This is a genomic window from Alteromonas sp. IB21, assembly GCF_016405965.1.
Lineage (GTDB): Bacteria > Pseudomonadota > Gammaproteobacteria > Enterobacterales > Alteromonadaceae > Alteromonas.
Window position 1 is genome coordinate 91,121 of the sequence record NZ_JAEFCD010000008.1, and the last position, 15,834, is coordinate 106,954.

The 15,834-nt window shown below is 44.7% G+C and carries 10 protein-coding genes; 7 read left to right on the forward strand and 3 right to left on the reverse strand.

Annotated features, from left to right (window positions below; translation table 11 throughout):
* Positions 1-152: 152 nt before the first annotated feature.
* Positions 153-512, reverse strand: coding sequence for a winged helix-turn-helix transcriptional regulator (locus JC525_RS07580; protein WP_105930922.1), 360 nt, complete (start codon positions 510-512; stop codon positions 153-155).
* A gap of 433 nt (positions 513-945) precedes the next feature.
* On the opposite strand from JC525_RS07580, the gene JC525_RS07585 reads away from it, so the two are divergent.
* Both JC525_RS07585 and JC525_RS07590 read left to right on the forward strand, forming a co-directional pair.
* Positions 946-1,437 carry a (2Fe-2S)-binding protein gene (locus tag JC525_RS07585; RefSeq protein ID WP_198815276.1) on the forward strand — a complete coding sequence of 164 codons (492 nt, stop codon included), beginning with the start codon at positions 946-948 and terminating at the stop codon, positions 1,435-1,437.
* Positions 1,434-3,731 carry a xanthine dehydrogenase family protein molybdopterin-binding subunit gene (locus JC525_RS07590; RefSeq protein ID WP_198815277.1) on the forward strand — a complete coding sequence of 766 codons (2,298 nt, stop codon included), beginning with the start codon at positions 1,434-1,436 and terminating at the stop codon, positions 3,729-3,731. The genes JC525_RS07585 and JC525_RS07590 overlap by 4 nt, the downstream gene beginning before the upstream one ends.
* A gap of 146 nt (positions 3,732-3,877) precedes the next feature.
* Here the strand turns inward: JC525_RS07590 and JC525_RS07595 are convergent, their stop codons facing one another.
* Positions 3,878-4,387 carry an acyloxyacyl hydrolase gene (locus JC525_RS07595; protein ID WP_198815278.1) on the reverse strand — a complete coding sequence of 170 codons (510 nt, stop codon included), beginning with the start codon at positions 4,385-4,387 and terminating at the stop codon, positions 3,878-3,880.
* A 313-nt stretch (positions 4,388-4,700) separates the two neighbouring features.
* Here JC525_RS07595 and JC525_RS07600 point away from each other — a divergent pair, with 313 nt between their 5' ends.
* From JC525_RS07600 to JC525_RS07620, 5 genes are all read left to right on the forward strand, one after another.
* Positions 4,701-5,339, forward strand: coding sequence for an NAD(P)H-dependent oxidoreductase (locus tag JC525_RS07600; protein WP_198815279.1), 639 nt, complete (start codon positions 4,701-4,703; stop codon positions 5,337-5,339).
* A 1-nt stretch (position 5,340) separates the two neighbouring features.
* Positions 5,341-7,281, forward strand: a complete 1,941-nt coding sequence (locus JC525_RS07605; RefSeq protein WP_198815280.1) for a monovalent cation:proton antiporter-2 (CPA2) family protein — start codon at positions 5,341-5,343, stop codon at positions 7,279-7,281.
* Between the two features lie 242 nt (positions 7,282-7,523).
* The gene (locus JC525_RS07610) at positions 7,524-8,657 is read left to right on the forward strand and encodes an efflux RND transporter periplasmic adaptor subunit (RefSeq protein ID WP_198815281.1); all 1,134 of its coding nucleotides are present in this window, start codon (positions 7,524-7,526) and stop codon (positions 8,655-8,657) included.
* 3 nt (positions 8,658-8,660) lie between these two features.
* Positions 8,661-11,702, forward strand: a complete 3,042-nt coding sequence (locus JC525_RS07615) for an efflux RND transporter permease subunit (RefSeq protein WP_198815282.1) — start codon at positions 8,661-8,663, stop codon at positions 11,700-11,702.
* A gap of 346 nt (positions 11,703-12,048) precedes the next feature.
* Positions 12,049-13,980, forward strand: a complete 1,932-nt coding sequence (locus JC525_RS07620) for an EAL domain-containing protein (RefSeq protein ID WP_198815283.1) — start codon at positions 12,049-12,051, stop codon at positions 13,978-13,980.
* 95 nt (positions 13,981-14,075) lie between these two features.
* Here JC525_RS07620 and JC525_RS07625 read toward each other — a convergent pair whose 3' ends face one another.
* Positions 14,076-15,797, reverse strand: a complete 1,722-nt coding sequence (locus JC525_RS07625) for a sensor domain-containing protein (protein ID WP_198815284.1) — start codon at positions 15,795-15,797, stop codon at positions 14,076-14,078.
* Between the last annotated feature and the right edge of the window lie 37 nt (positions 15,798-15,834).

Sequence of the window (15,834 nt, forward strand, 5' to 3'; positions counted from 1 at the left end):
TATACTTTCGTATAACTAATTATAGATTAGTTTTATTTTTCCGCTAAAAAATGTCCCTAAGAAAAAGGCTTAGATACGTTTTATAGAATCTGCCCTTTGAAGCACGACTAAAAGAAGCGGTGCATCACGAACGCACCGCATAGGCACTCGTTTTAATTATCTGAGTGACTTTCAGACCACACGCGAAGCTGTTCGAGTATGTCTAACGCGGAGCGACCAAATTCAGTAAGACTATAAGTGACAGCAATGGGTCGGGTATCAATAACGCTGCGCAAAACCATTCCATTGTTTTCAAGTTCTTTTAGGCGCTGATCGATCATTTTACGGCTTGCGCCACCAAGCATTCGGCACAAGTCGTTAAAGCGAACCGGTTCATCTTTAAGATGATAGATGATTGAGCCTGTCCACTTTCCACCTATTAACCGCATTCCACGCTCAATAGCACAGGGTTCAGTACACGTATTTAGTACCGTTTTTTTACCCTTGGCATCTGTTTTGATCTCAGTTTTCATTCATGTCCTTTAAAAGAGCGACCAGTAACCAAAAGTATACTGATTGCTAAATTAAACAAGGTTACTAAACTATACCATGCTTAAAAGCTAACCCAAAGGCTAACTCCTTTCGCTTTTTAGTCTTGTATTTTTTAAAAAGGTGCATGCCTGATAAGCAACTTAAAGCCATAGTACACAGATTTTTTATAAGCTTTGAAACCCTCACAAGCATCGAAAATAGATCTTTTCAAAAGCTTTGAGAGTAACGGTCTCCAATACATCATTTTAATTTTGAAGCCAAGCTTTGCCGTAAACCGGCGTCGTTTGTTAATAAACACAGGTAACAACGAAAAATTTAGCATTAAGCGCTGTAGTAATTTGGTATGCCAAGCGGGCTAATCAAACCTATCTTGGTGAGACTGCCTTTAACTCTAACTTCTCGGTAATAACGATCATGATTGAATTTATATTGAATGGAAATAAAGTGCAGACGGATGCTGCCGCAGATACCCCACTCGTATGGGTAATACGAGACGAATTTGGGCTTAAAGGGACGAAGTTTGGGTGTGGCGTTGCCATGTGCGGAGTTTGCACTGTTCATATTGATGGTAACGCAATTCGTTCATGCTCATATCCGGTTTCCGCGGCCAATGGCAAAGAAGTCAGTACCATAGAAAGCTTGAATGGTGAGCACCCACTTCAGTCTGCTTGGGTCGAAGAGCAGGTTCCCCAATGTGGTTACTGCCAATCTGGTCAAATTATGCAGGCTGCAACCCTTCTTAAAAGCAATCCTAATCCGACAGACGAAGAAATTGTCAACCATATGAATTCAAATTACTGTCGCTGCATGGCCTACACTCGAATAAAAAAAGCGATAAAACGCGCCGCAACCTCTTCTGTAGAATATTTTGATCCAAACGCACCGAAAGAAGGTGAAAACGCATGAGCATAAGAGATATTTCTAAAGAAAAGAAAGACATGGTTAGCCTTTCTCGCCGCTCTTTTATGGTAGGGTCGGTGAAAACCTCATTACTCATGGCTTTTGGTGCTTCAGCCCTCCCTTCTTTGTTATCTGCAAAAGAAGCGCTAGCATCAAAAACCTTTGCGCCTAATGTATGGTTTGAAATGGACACCACCGGCAAAGTTACAGTGAACATTGCTAAAGCAGAAATGGGCCAGCATGTTGGCACAGCCATCGCTCGAATCTTAGCTGACGAACTGGAATGTGACTGGAATAAAGTTGCTATTGTTCACGTTGATACAGATCCGAAGTGGGGCTATATGGTCACAGGCGGCTCTTGGTCAGTTTTTCAAACCTATAAACCCATGTCTCAAGCTGGCGCTGCCGGCCGGCAAGTGTTAGTTCGCGCGGGCGCAGAACTGCTTGGTGTTCCAGAATCTAGCTGCGAAGCAAAATCAGGGTTTATCGTGTCCGGCAGCAAGAAGATAAGCTACGGCGATATTGTTGCTAAAGGAAATATTGACAAGACATTTTCAGCGGATGAGTTGTCGGCGTTACCAATCAAGCCTGGCAATAAGAAGCACCTTATTGGCATAGGTAACGATTATAAAGCGCTGGATATCCCACCTAAAACCGATGGAACTGCAGTGTATGGTATTGATGTTGAAGTCGACAATATGCTCTACGCTCGCCCTATCCTTCCGCCTACGCGATATGGAAGCACGGTAACGAATGTAGACGACAGCCAAGCTAAATCACTGCCTGGCTATAAAGGCTATAAAGTGTTGTCTGACCCATCGAATACTGTTGAGGGGTGGGTAGCTATTCTCGCCAGCGATTACCCTACTGCTATTAAAGCCGTGGACATGGTTAAGGTGACATACAACGCCGGTAAAACAGTTAACGTCAATGAAGCTGATATTCAAAAAGAAGGCGAGCGAATTTGTAGAGACCGTAATGAGGGTACACTTTTCGTCGATGAGGGTAATATTGTAGAAGCGCAACAAAAAGCGGCGAATACTATCGAGGCTATGTACACCACATCCACTGCTAGTCACTTTCAACTTGAACCCGTAAACGCCGTTGCCGAGTTTAAAGACGGAAAGTGGCATATTCACACGGGAAATCAGTGGCAGGGCCTTACGCTACCGGCCGTTGCCAAGGCGGCAGGTGTCTCTGATTCTGAGGTTGTGATTCATCAATATTACTTAGGGGGTGGCTTTGGTCGCCGTCTTTTTGGCGACTGGATTATTCCTACAGTACTTACAGCGAAAGCGGCAGGTCAACCTGTGAAAATGTTGTTTATGCGGCCTGACGACGCAATGTTCGACCAACCGAGATCTGCGTCTACATCGCTCTTTAACGCTGCTTTTGATGAGTCTGGCAAGTTTTTAGGAATGGAACATGCGCTAGCCGCTGGCTGGCCGACTCTCGCTATGGCACCTAGCTTCATGCCCGACGGCGTGGATGGAAAAGGAAAAGTAGACCCGTTTTCAGCTTCCGGCGCAGACCACTGGTATAGTATGGAGCATCACAGAGCACGGGTTATTAATAACAAAGTAGCGCAAAACACCTTCACTCCCGGCTGGCTACGTTCAGTGGGCCAAGGATGGATAGTGTGGGGACTGGAAAGCTTTATCGATGAAGTGGCTCATGAGGCTAAGCAAAACCCTGTCGATTTCAGACTTGCCATGCTTGATGGTAAAGGTAAACAAGCAGGCAAAGCGCCTGAAAGTGTTGGCGGAGCTAAACGGTTGGCCAACACCCTTGAAATCCTTAAGAGCAAGACCGCAAATGTAAAGCTAGCTGAGAACGAAGGCATTGGCTATAGCGTCACCGCAGGGCAAGAGCGTACTATGCCTGCTTGGTTAGCTACCGCTGCCCACGTCCATGTCGATAAGGCGTCGGGCAAAATCACACTTAAAAAACTTTGGGTTGTGGCTGATGCTGGTATCGTGGTTCACCCAGATGGTGCTATGGCACAAATGGAAGGCTCTTTACTATGGGGCACTAGCCTAGCACTGTTCGAGCATAACGAAATAAAGAACGGTTATGTTGCGAAGAAAAACCTTACCACCTATCAACCGCTTCGAATGAAAGATGTACCTGAAATGGATATCGAATTCGTTGAAAGCGACGAGTTCCCGGTGGGCTTAGGTGAGCCTGGTGTTATAGGTGTCGCACCTGCTGTGGGTAACGCGGTTTATCAGGCTGTGGGGGTGCGTTTGCGTCACCTTCCTATGTTATCTTCCCATGTTACTGAGGCGCTTAGTGCCTAACATGTTACTGGTACGGTCACGCATTTTGCGTTTCTGGCAATTTACTGCGGTCAATGTGCTTTAGACAATGTACCTAGAATGTAAATCAAACAACCCGCGAAATCGCGGGTTGTTTTTTTTGAGCTACGCGAAGCGAGAAGATCAGTTTAGAAATGATAGTGCGCACTTAAAACGAAAGATTCAGAACCTGGGTTTCTATCCCCTAAGCCACCGTTAGAAATATGCCCAATCTCAGCTTCAAATGACAATAATTCGGAAACGTTATACAGCCCAGCAATTGAAGAATAAAACTCGACGGTATCACCTAAGTTTTCAGATTCATCAACGATACCTGCGTGAAACGCAGCGCGAATTGAAAAATCCTTGTATCGGTAAATATCTTTGGCAATGCCCGCTGCAAAATAGTGCTGACCTTGATCTGCATTAATTAAAAGTACCGTCGGTCTTAAATCATAAAATTGCGCTAGAGGCTTATGGATATAAGCGACGTGAATGGCATAGCGGTCGGCATCGTCGAATAGGTTCCAAACTGCCGCACCGGCTTTTAACTCGCTTCCTTGCGATAAAGCGTAACTTTTAGGCGCGAAAAGCGAAAAAATTAAAAGTGAAAAAATTAAAGGTAATGTAAGTGTGAGTGTTTTAAGTGTCATTTTCATGGTTATACTGTTCTCAGAGATTGTATCGTTTTAATGTTTAAGAAAAACTAACAGTCCTCATAAAGGTGAAAAAATACCGTTCTGTCTAAGACGTCGATGTATCGTTAACTGAATAATGGATACTAGGTTACTTTTTTCAACCTAATTACTTTTAGTAATCTTATAACTTTGTAGAAAAAGACATTCACTATTGCTCTAAATATTGTGTTGCATGTGGATAATAGTATTAAGACACCAAAAGGTTTCGTTCTTTGGCGTACGTACAAGGCCGGTAAACTAGGCCGTTTAAGTTGAATAATATCGAGTGCAGTTTATGAGCGACAAAAGTACTATTGAAGAGACAAAACGCAGTAAAAAGGTCCTCGTGCTTTTTGCCCACCCTGCACAGACTGAATCTGAGGTGAATGTTCCCCTTTTTCACGAGGCCAAATTAAACAGGCACGTCACAGCCGTCGATTTATATGCAGAATATCCCGACTTTAATATTGATATTGAGCGAGAACAGCAGCGCTTAATCGATCACGATGTGATCGTATTTCTTTTTCCCCTTTACTGGTACTCAACGCCATCCATTTTGAAAGAGTGGCAGGATTTGGTGTTAGAATATGGTTTTGCTTACGGCCATGAAGGCACCGCACTTAAAGACAAAATATTTCTCTGCGCGCTTAGCGCTGGCGGAAAAGAAGAAGCCTATCAAAGCGATGGTTTTAATCACTACACGATAAGGCAATTGCTTCAACCCCTCGAACAAATGACTCAGATCACGCAAATGACCTATGTTGCTCCGTTTGCACTTTTCGGCTCTAGAACCGCTCAAGAAGAGGCGCGAGTTTATGAGCATAGGGGCAAGTGGACCACCCTATTGAATAAACTGACAACCAATAGCCTTGATATAGAAAAAGCACAGCATATCGAAAATCTTGCTGACCTTTGTACCTCGCAGGGAGAATAACGTGACGGGCTATTTTTTATACGCATTTATCTACCTGGTTGCCGCTGTAATAGCCGTACCCATTGCGAAACGCCTTGGATTAGGGTCTGTATTAGGTTATCTCATTGCAGGGCTCGTTATAGGCCCAATATTCGGCCTTGTTGGCGATGAAACGGTCGCCATTCAACACTTTGCTGAATTTGGCGTTGTAATGATGCTTTTTCTGGTGGGTCTTGAGCTTGAACCGCGCTCTCTCTGGGCGATGAAGTCTAAGTTGGTTGGCTTAGGCGGCTTGCAATTAGGTCTGACAACAGCCCTCATCACCGCAACAGCCATGTGGTTGCACCAGCCATTCGGTATTTCGCTCACCATTGGCCTTATTTTTGCCCTTTCTTCAACCGCTATTGTCTTACAAACACTTCAAGAAAAAGGGCTTCAAAAGACTGAAGGGGGTAAAAGCGCCTTCTCCGTCTTATTGTTTCAAGATATTGCGGTTATTCCCATGCTCGCGTTTATTCCGCTCCTTGCCATTCCCGAACTGATAAACGCAGGCACTGAACATGGAGGTAACGCTAGCTCCCACGACAGTTTTAATCTGGTTGAAGGGCTTGCCCCGTGGGCCTCGGGGCTTGTTATTATCGGGTCTGTCGCATTTCTCACTATTGGCGCTCATTACTTAAGCCGCCCACTTTTCAAGTATGTTGCGGCTTCGGGCTTACGGGAAATATTTACCGCCACTGCCCTTATGCTCATTATCGGCATTGCGGCGTTAATGGGGCTTGTTGGCTTATCACCTGCCCTTGGGGCTTTTTTAGCGGGTGTAGTACTCGCTAACAGTGAGTTCCGACATGAACTGGAAGCCAATATAGAACCATTTAAAGGGTTGTTACTGGGGCTTTTCTTCATAACCGTTGGAGCCGGCATCAATTTTTCTGTGCTTTCTGAAAACCCCATGTTGATAGCAGGGTTAACAATAGCGGTAATGTTATCTAAAGCCATTGTACTTTTTATCGTTGCACTAATCTTTAAGATTGAAGGCACCAACAAGTGGCTGTTTACACTGAGTCTTGCTCAAGCCGGGGAATTTGGCTTTGTTTTACTCAGTTTTGCTTCTCAAAATTACGTGCTACCCAGTGATATCATTTCGATCCTTTCGTTGGTTGTCGCCATCTCTATGTTCTTAACGCCCGGGCTCTTCATTTTGTTTGATAAGGCGATTATTCCCCGCTATAAAAATGCGAAGTCAACGCGCTCTGACGATGAGATTGATGAAAAAGGTACCGTTGTTATTGCTGGGATAGGACGCTTCGGTCAAATAATCAACCGTCTGCTCGTTGCAAACGATGTCAAAACCGTTGTACTCGATATTCGTTCTGAGCAAATAGACCTTATTCGTCGTATTGGTACCAAAGCGTTTTTTGGCGATGCATCTAAACCCGATATCTTACATACCGCAGGAGCGCACGAGTCCGCTTTATTAGTGATTGCTATTGATGACCGGGAAACGGCAGCAGAGATGGTGAAATACGCCAAACATGCTTACCCGAATGTAAAAGTCCTTGCCCGCGCCTTCGACCGTGGTCACGGTTATCGACTGCGTCAACTCGGTGCAGACTATGTGGTATCAGAAACCTATCATAGTGCGCTGGAAATGGGCGCTGAAGCTTTGCGTTCTCTCAACATTCACCCTTTTCATGTTGAGCGTCAAAAAATGGCTTATAAAAATATCGAGTCTCAGCAAAATGACGTGCTTTATCATGCCTGGGCAGACGATGCCAGCGGTGAACGAGTTGATAACAACTACCTTAAACTCTTTATTGAGCTTGAATCACTTATCGAAAAAGCCCTCAAAGCAAACTTACACGACAAACATTCTAGGATGCGTGGCTGGACACCTCCGCCTGAAGGTTATGCGGAGAAGCGTGCGCCAGATGAAAAGCCGGATGACACTGAAGGGCGTTAAGAGAGAATTGTTAGAACGTAAAGGCAAATTGAAAATAACGAAAATATCGAAGCTGTGAATAAAAGTTAATTTTCACCTGATCGAATTGGGAAAATAACGCTATAACCTGTATGTACAAATAGCGCAGCGTGTATCGTCTATTACTCGCTTGCGTGGATTGAACAGGGATTGATCGATACACATTAATATCCCTTCGAGAAATGCAGCTGAAGCAAACGTAATTTATTTGAATGGAGAGTACCATGTTGTCTGAAAAAAGCCGTTGTCGCAGCCTAGCCATACCCGCTGTGATTGCTTTCTTAGCCCTTGCAGGATTGAGTGCCTGTCAAGATGCGCCAACCCCGCCTAAAGCGGCTTCCTCGACACCGGTAACCCTTTATAACGTAAAACATTCAGACGAAACTATCGCTAAATTCCCCGGCCAAGTGGAAGCTGCGGAATATTCAAATCTTTCATTTCGTATTGGCGGAAAGCTTCAAGAACTCAACGTAAAAGCGGGCGAAGAGGTTAAGGAAAATCAGCTCATAGCGCGACTTGATGACAGAGACGCCAAAGCCCAACTTGCTACAGCACAATCTCAGTTTGACGTGACTTCAGCCATGTTTGAACGCATGGAGGCCTCGGTTGAAAAAGGGGCGGTAAGCCGCTCTACCTTTGATGAAGCCAAAGCAAACTTTTTGGCCGCTAAAGCCAGCCTTACCAATGCACAGGACCAGTTAAGCTACACTGAACTTCGCGCTCCATTCGCCGGTCTCATTGCGTCAGTGCCCGTGGAAAACTATCAGGTCATTGTGCCTCAACAAACCATTGCTGAGCTTCACTTGCCCGGCGCTATTGACGTGACGTTTCAGTTGCCAGAACAAAAAATGCGTATGATTGACCGCTCTCGCGCAAGAGAAAACAGTGCATCAGAGATGGCGTGGGTTACATTCTCCGGCATGCCAGAAAACCGCTATCCGGCCATGTACAAAGATCACGAAAGCACCACACGACAAGGCGAACTTAGCTACGAAGTCACCATTACTCTGCCTGAGCCTGACGACATCAACGTATTATCGGGTATGAGTGCAACCGTGTTATTGGACATGTCTAAGCTTATCGAGTCTGATACAAAACTATGGCTGGTGCCTTTTGGCGCAGTGGTTACCGATAACGCAGAGCCAGATAAAGCAATAGTATGGCGTTTTAAACCCGACAATAACAACAGCAGAAAGGGAACGGTTGAAGCCGTTGAAGTGATGATAACCCGCGGCATTTCTAATGGCTTATTGGTGGAAGGTCCGCTAAACGATGACGATAAAATCGTCGCCGCTGGTGCTCACCTCGTTAAAGAGGGCCAGGCTGTTACGGAGTGGACGAAAGAAGGAGGCCTGTAAATCATGGTCGAGTATTTTTTTCGTCAAAAGGTTATTAGCTGGATGGTCGCCATCATTTTGGGTGTGGGCGGCGTAGTTACCTTTTTAGGCTTAGGTCAGCTTGAATTTCCAGAGTTCACTATTCGAAATGCCCTTGTTATTACGCAATATCCGGGCGCGACACCTGAACAGGTTGAAGAGGAAGTCACGCTGCAACTTGAAAAAGCTATTCAGCGGATACCTAATGTTAAGCGCATCAGTTCAGTCAACATGGTAGGTCTTTCACAGATCACTGTTGAGCTTAAAAGCGGTGTTCAGGCAAAAGATTTAGAACAGTATTGGGACAATTTGCGCCGCAAAGTTGGAGATGCACAAGCGTCGCTGCCTCCAGGGACGAGTACCTCCATCGTGAACGACGACTTTGGCGATGTATTTGGTTTATTACTTACTTTAAAAAGTGAAGATTATTCGCTTGAGCAAATGGAAGACTTTGCCGATTTAATGCAGCGTGAAATACAGCTGGTTGAAGGGATAAAAAAAGTCTCTATTGCAGGCACGGTTAACGAGCAAATTACTGTTTCGATAGATCACGATAAAATGAAAGCCCTTAACGTATCGGCTGAGTCAATTGCTGGGCTTTTAACCGCGCAGAACGTGGTAGGCAATGCGGGTTCAATAAAAGTACAGGGTAAACGCCTGTCCATTCAGCCAACCGGCGAGTTTAACAACTTAGACGCCTTGGGCCAGGTAGTGATTGGCTCACCTGCAAGTGGCCTTATTCGCTTAACAGATATCGCGACCATTGAGCGAAAACTCAACGACACGCCATCTCTTCTTTATCACAGTTCAGGCACACTCGCCCTATCTATCGGTGTTTCATTCGCTTCAGCAGTAAACGTGGTTGATGTAGGTAAGCGATTAGATACTAAGATTGCGGAACTCGAGCAGCGTATGCCATTAGGGATGACGCTAAACACCGTATATAACCAGCCAACCGTGGTAGACGATTCTGTTACTGGCTTCCTCATCAATCTTGTGGAAGCAGTGGCCATCGTTATTTTTGTATTACTGCTTTTCATGGGGTGGCGCAGTGGCGTGCTGATGGGCCTTATTTTAGTTTTAACCATCCTTGGCACCTTTATTTTGATGTCTGTAAAAGGCATTGAGTTACAGAAAATATCACTTGGTGCGCTTATTATTGCCTTAGGCATGTTAGTGGATAACGCCATTGTAGTAACGGAAGGCATGTTAATTGGGGTTAGAAAAGGGCAAACTAAACTTCAAGCAGCCAAAGACGTAGTTTCGCAAAACGGTTTGCCGCTTTTAGGTGCGACTGTCATTGCCATAACGGCGTTTGCCCCTATTGGTCTATCGCCAGATGCCACGGGGGAATTCGTTGGCTCCCTCTTCTGGGTCCTGTGCTTCTCGCTTTTCTTAAGCTGGATCACCGCGCTAACGATTACCCCCTTCTTTTTCGACTTGCTGTTTAAAACTGAAAAAGAGCGTGGCGCTAGTGATGAAGACCCATACAAGGGCATTATTTTCACGGTATACAAGCGTGTACTGACTGCTGCGATTAATCACCGCTACATTACTATCGCGCTGGTACTTGTTGCGTTAGTTGGCAGCATGGCATCAGGCAAATTCGTGAAAAACGCGTTCTTTCCAGATTCGTCAACTCCGCTTTTCTTTGTTGATTTATGGTTGCCTGAAGGTAGCGATATTTTAACCACCGAGCAGTCAATACGACGCTTAGAGTCCAAAGTGTTAGACATGAAGGACATCGCCAATGTAACAAGCGTAATAGGCGGTGGTGCACAGCGGCTTACTCTTACCTATGCACCTGAGGATAGATATGCCAGTTATGGTCAGCTCATTATTGAGACAAATACGGTAGAGTCTCGCGATGCGCGTATGCGAGAAATCATTGAGTTAGTGCGTGAAGACTTCCCTAACGTTCAGTACAAAGTAAAAGCGCTTCAAGTAGGTCCATCTGCAAAAGCGGCGATTGAAGCAAGAATATACGGGCCTGAGCCTGAGGTTTTACGTGAAATCAGCAGCGACATTGAAGCCATATTTCAAGCTGAAAAAACCATGGACAGCGTGCGCCTGTCGTGGAGCAATAAAGTCCCTTTTGTCGAACCTGTATTTTTAGAAGAGCAAGCCCGACGTATTGGCGTTACACGCGATGCTGTTCACACTGCATTTCTACTTAACAACGAGGGTGAAACGGTTGGGCTTTATCGCGAAGGTAGCGATTTGATCCCAATCGTGATGCGCAACGATCCAAACCAACGTTATGATATCGATAATCTTGCCTCGCTTAACGTATGGAGCCAAGAACAAGGTAAATACATCAGCATGGCCGACGTGATCAGTAACGTTGATGTGTCTCTTGATAACCCCATTATCAAGCGCCGTAACCGAGTGCGTATGCTCGCGGTTTATGCCGAACCCATGCCCTTATCGGGCGAGACCGCAGCTAGCGTGCAAGCTAAAGTTCGCCCTTTAGTGGAAGAACTTAAGCTGCCTGACGGTTACCGCATTGAATGGGGCGGCGAATACGAAACATCCCGCGATGCACAAAGCGCCCTCTTCGCAAGCATGCCAATGGGTATACTAGGCATGTTTATCATTACGGTACTCCTCTTTGGCAGGCTTCGCCAAGCGTTAGCCATTTGGGGCGTTATTCCCCTTACCACTATCGGCATCATTGGCGGCTTAGTGTTGGTTGGTGCGCCTTTTACCTTTATGGCACTGCTAGGCAGCTTAAGCCTTATTGGTATGGTGCTCAAAAACGGCATCGTATTAATGGAAGAAATAAATGTGCAGGCTAAGGGCGATAGCGGCGCGTTTGAAGCAGTTGTTACCGCGTCAGTATCCCGTGTACGCCCCGTCTCGATGGCGGCCATTACCACTATTTTAGGTATGATCCCGCTATTTTCAGATGCGTTCTTCGCATCAATGGCGGTCGTCATTGTATTTGGATTAACCGTTGCGACAGTGCTGACACTGCTTATTTTGCCTGTGCTGCACTGTACATTTCATGGTATTAAGTCTGAATGAGCATTTGCTTATAAGCTTCCACGCGCGGTTGAAGTGGATGCGAAAGCAAAAAACACAAACTGAAGCCAGCGTACTGATGTCACTTCATGACGCTGGCTTTGTCGTTACATCTCGCTCAATAAATACCTCTTTTTAAGCGTTAACACAGGGTGTGATTTAAATTAGACAACTTGAGTTTACAGCGTCATTATCACTCGCTTAACATCATGTTTTGCTATACATTTGTTATAGCGCTAGAGTAAATAGCACGCGAGCTTTGCAATAGCTACAATAGAGACATCACTTAGCTCTTCGTGTTTTTAAAGCCGTATATCAATATCTCAGTTAAAGGAGATGACTGCTAACAATGAAGCTATTTAGTCGAATTAACTGGGGCATTATTGCCCTCTTGTTTTTTGCGTTTATTGCGTTGTCTGTGGCCGAATTACGTGTACTTCAGTCAGACACGTCAACGTTAATTAGCGATGATACTGAGAAAGCCCTGGCTAGCTACACGAAAGCAGTAAATACGACGTCCGCCTCTTCGCAAACGCGTTCGGTGATATTAAATGCTTTGGCCGAGAATTTAGCAGACAGCCCCTACATCGCATCTGCCAACATTGTGGACAAACAAGGCAATGTTAGCGTTAGACATGAAAACGCATCTACAAACGTTATCCCATCTTGGTTTGCGTTAATCGACACAACGCCTGCATTTAATAAACGGGTCGCTTTACCGAATAATGATGATTATTTAGTTGTCACATCAGATAAGCACGCTGTTTACACCAAGTTTTCTGCGGTTGTGGTTAAAAATGCCGTTATGTTTGTAGCGCTTTCCTTTCTCGTTTATCTACTCGTCACGGTGTTAGCCAAATCGGCATTGCGTCCTATCAACGATATTATTCGAAAGCTCAATGACATGGGCAGTCATAACTTCACATCACCTGACGCCGAAACTAAAGCTAAAGATTTCGAATCGCTGAGCATTACCGTTAATAACCTTGCAGCCACCCTCGCCTCGAAGTTTGACGACTTAACACGCCAAGCTGAACTATTTAAAAAAGAAGCAAGCAAAGACGCATTAACCGGGCTTTCAAATAGAGGTGCTTTTGAACGCCACATGCGAGCGCTGCTAAATGAAAACGCAACGTCGCAAGAAAAAGAACTCATCGTTGTTCGGTTAGCACAACTCGCCAGCATAAACAGCAAGCTAGGTATGGTGCCCGGAGACAACTATGTCAAAGCCATAACCAATATACTGATGGAAGAAACAAAGAATAACAGCAGTATTCGTTTCGTTTTTCGCTTATCAGGCGGCGATTTTGCGCTAATTAGCGAGCCAATGGAAAAGCCAACAAGAGACTTGGTCCTCACGAACATTTCTACGCAATGCGCAAGCGTTACTCCACTTAGGGACGGCACCAAGGCTACATGGATTGGCGTTACGCGGTTTACCGGCTCGATGACTATGCAACAGGTCATGGAAAGTGTTGATAGCGCACTAATTGCTTCGATGAAGACCCAAAGTGGCTGGCAATTGGCTTCTGACATTGCCCATGTACACAGTAATTCGCAGTGGCGTGAGCGACTTAATCACATCGTTTCGCAGCAGTATGCTGATATCATGATACAGCCCGTAATGGATATCGAAAAAAATATGCCCGCTTATTATGAGACGTCAGGGCGGTTTAAAGATAAAAAGACAAACGATGTTATACCTATGTCCCAGCTTATTCCCGCGTCTGAGCGGTTAGATCTCATTCCGCAAGTCGATAAGCTAGTGGCACATATCGTTTTTAAGAAGATGGAAGTGACTTCCCAACAAGTTGCGATAAATCTAAGTATCACGTCCATTGCTAATCGTGAGTTCAGAGAGTGGTTGGTCAAAGAATTAACACTGCGAGAAAATCTCTGCTCCAAGTTATTCTTTGAAATTGAAGATGCAGCCTTGATACAGCAAAGAGAGTACACAGAGTTGCTTTGCCGCCATCTGATGGGACTTGGATGCAGAATTACCATAGAGCATTTTGGCGATAACTTCGCATCGCTTTCTGGATTAAGGGTAATTCAACCTCAATTCGTTAAACTTTCTGGAAGGCTTACGCAGGGCATTCACACTAATAAAGATAATCAACTCTTTGTTTCTAGCCTTATCAGCATAGCGAAGAACCTCAATATTAAAGTCATTGCGGAGATGGTAGAGACCGAAGCTGAATCGATAGCGCTCACTAAGCTGGGTGTTGAACATCAGCAGGGCTATTATTTTGCTAAACCAGCGCTTTGGAATGTTTACTAACCTTTAAACAGCCTTCATCTAACGAAGTCGCCCTGGCGCTTTTCATTAGCATTGCGACATATGATGTAGCGAAGAATATGAGAAGCGCTAGCATACTATCTTTGCTTTTTAAGTAACGCCTCCATCGCGTCAGCACTTATAGGCTTAGAAAACAAATAGCCTTGCACAAACTCTACATTTAGCGATTTGCAATAGTTGGACTGTTTTTCTGTTTCAACACCTTCAACAACGATGAACAAATCCAGCTTATGACCAACATTCACTATTGCTTCCATTAACGCACTGTCAAAGGCTTTTTCCGGCGCGCCTTTTAAAAAGGAGCGGTCGATTTTTAAATGGCTAACGGGAAAGTGCTTTAAGTAACTAAGCGATGAATAACCTGTACCAAAATCGTCTAGAGAAATCTCAACGCCTAAGTCTCGTTGATGTCGAAGGTTTTCTAGTATTGCATTGTCTGACTTTATAAGGATATTTTCAGTGAGCTCTAAACCAATATCCTTGGGCAATAAATGATATTGATTTCGGCAATCCGCAAGGCGCTCAAAGTACGCTGTTTTTTCTAGCTCTTTACCAGAAACATTTACATCAATACGAACCTCAATCCCCTTTTCTTTCCATGCTCTCGCCTGCTGACAAGCATTTTCTAGCACCCAATTACCAATCTGCACGATTAAATCACTGCGTTCAGCAATAGGAATAAAGATGTTAGGCGGCACTGCCAGTTTTTCATTTTGTGGTCGCCATCTCAATAGCGCTTCACATGAAGCCACTTTACCTGTCTTTAAATCGAACTGAGGTTGGTAAAGCAGTTCAAACTCGTTATGACTTAGCGATGTACGTAGGTTTGCCGCAATACTTCTGTGCTGACGCAATTGCTGACTTAATGCATGGGTGAAGAGGTGATAGCGATTACGCCCTTCAGCCTTAGCTTGATACATAGCGACGTCTGCATTTTTAAGCAGGTCATCAATTTCTTGGCCATGTTTAGGATACAAACTGATGCCGATGCTAGAGGTAATATGAATATTTTCAGTGCTTAGCTGAAAGCTTTGTTTAAAACAATAAGAAAGGTTTTTTGCGATATCTTCACAATCACTCTCATCATTTATGTTGATAGCAACATAAACAAATTCATCTCCCCCAAACCGAGTCAGCAAACCCTCACCGTCTATACAGTCAGATAAACGCTCTCCTACAGCGCGCAGAAGTTCATCTCCCCATGTGTGCCCGAGGGTGTCATTGATTTCTTTAAACATATCTAAATCAATGAAAAACAGCGCAAAGCTTAAGTTATTTGTCGATGCTTCACTTATTGCATTTGCAAGGAATTGCTTTAGTAGTCGGCGGTTTGGTAGTTCTGTCAATAAATCTGTCGATGCCATGCGCTCTAGCTCTTGACGCACAGCATGCTGCTCACTTAAATCGATATCGACACAATACATTTCGGGGGATTCGGTATCTTCTTTTAGCATCACGTGAGACGAAAAAACGTGTACAGGCTCCCCTCCCTTTTTTTTCAACACCAATTCTTCGGAAGGTATCGCTTCACCGAATTCAATCCAGCGTTGATGCAAATTAATCACATCTGCTTTCATAAAATCTGGAATGATCAAGTCTTCAAGTTTGCGGCCTATGGCTTCACACTCGCTGTAGCCGTAAATATCTTCACTGGATTTATTCCAGTAGATGACGTTACGTTCTTTGTCATAACCTTGAACTGAAACTTTTGGAAGAGCACTAATAAGCTGTAAGAACCGTCTTTCGGCTGAATCATGTTCTGAAAATGGAGCGGGCTCTCTATATTCCGTTAAACTCATCTTACTCCCTCGCGTACTGAACAACGCAACAGCATCT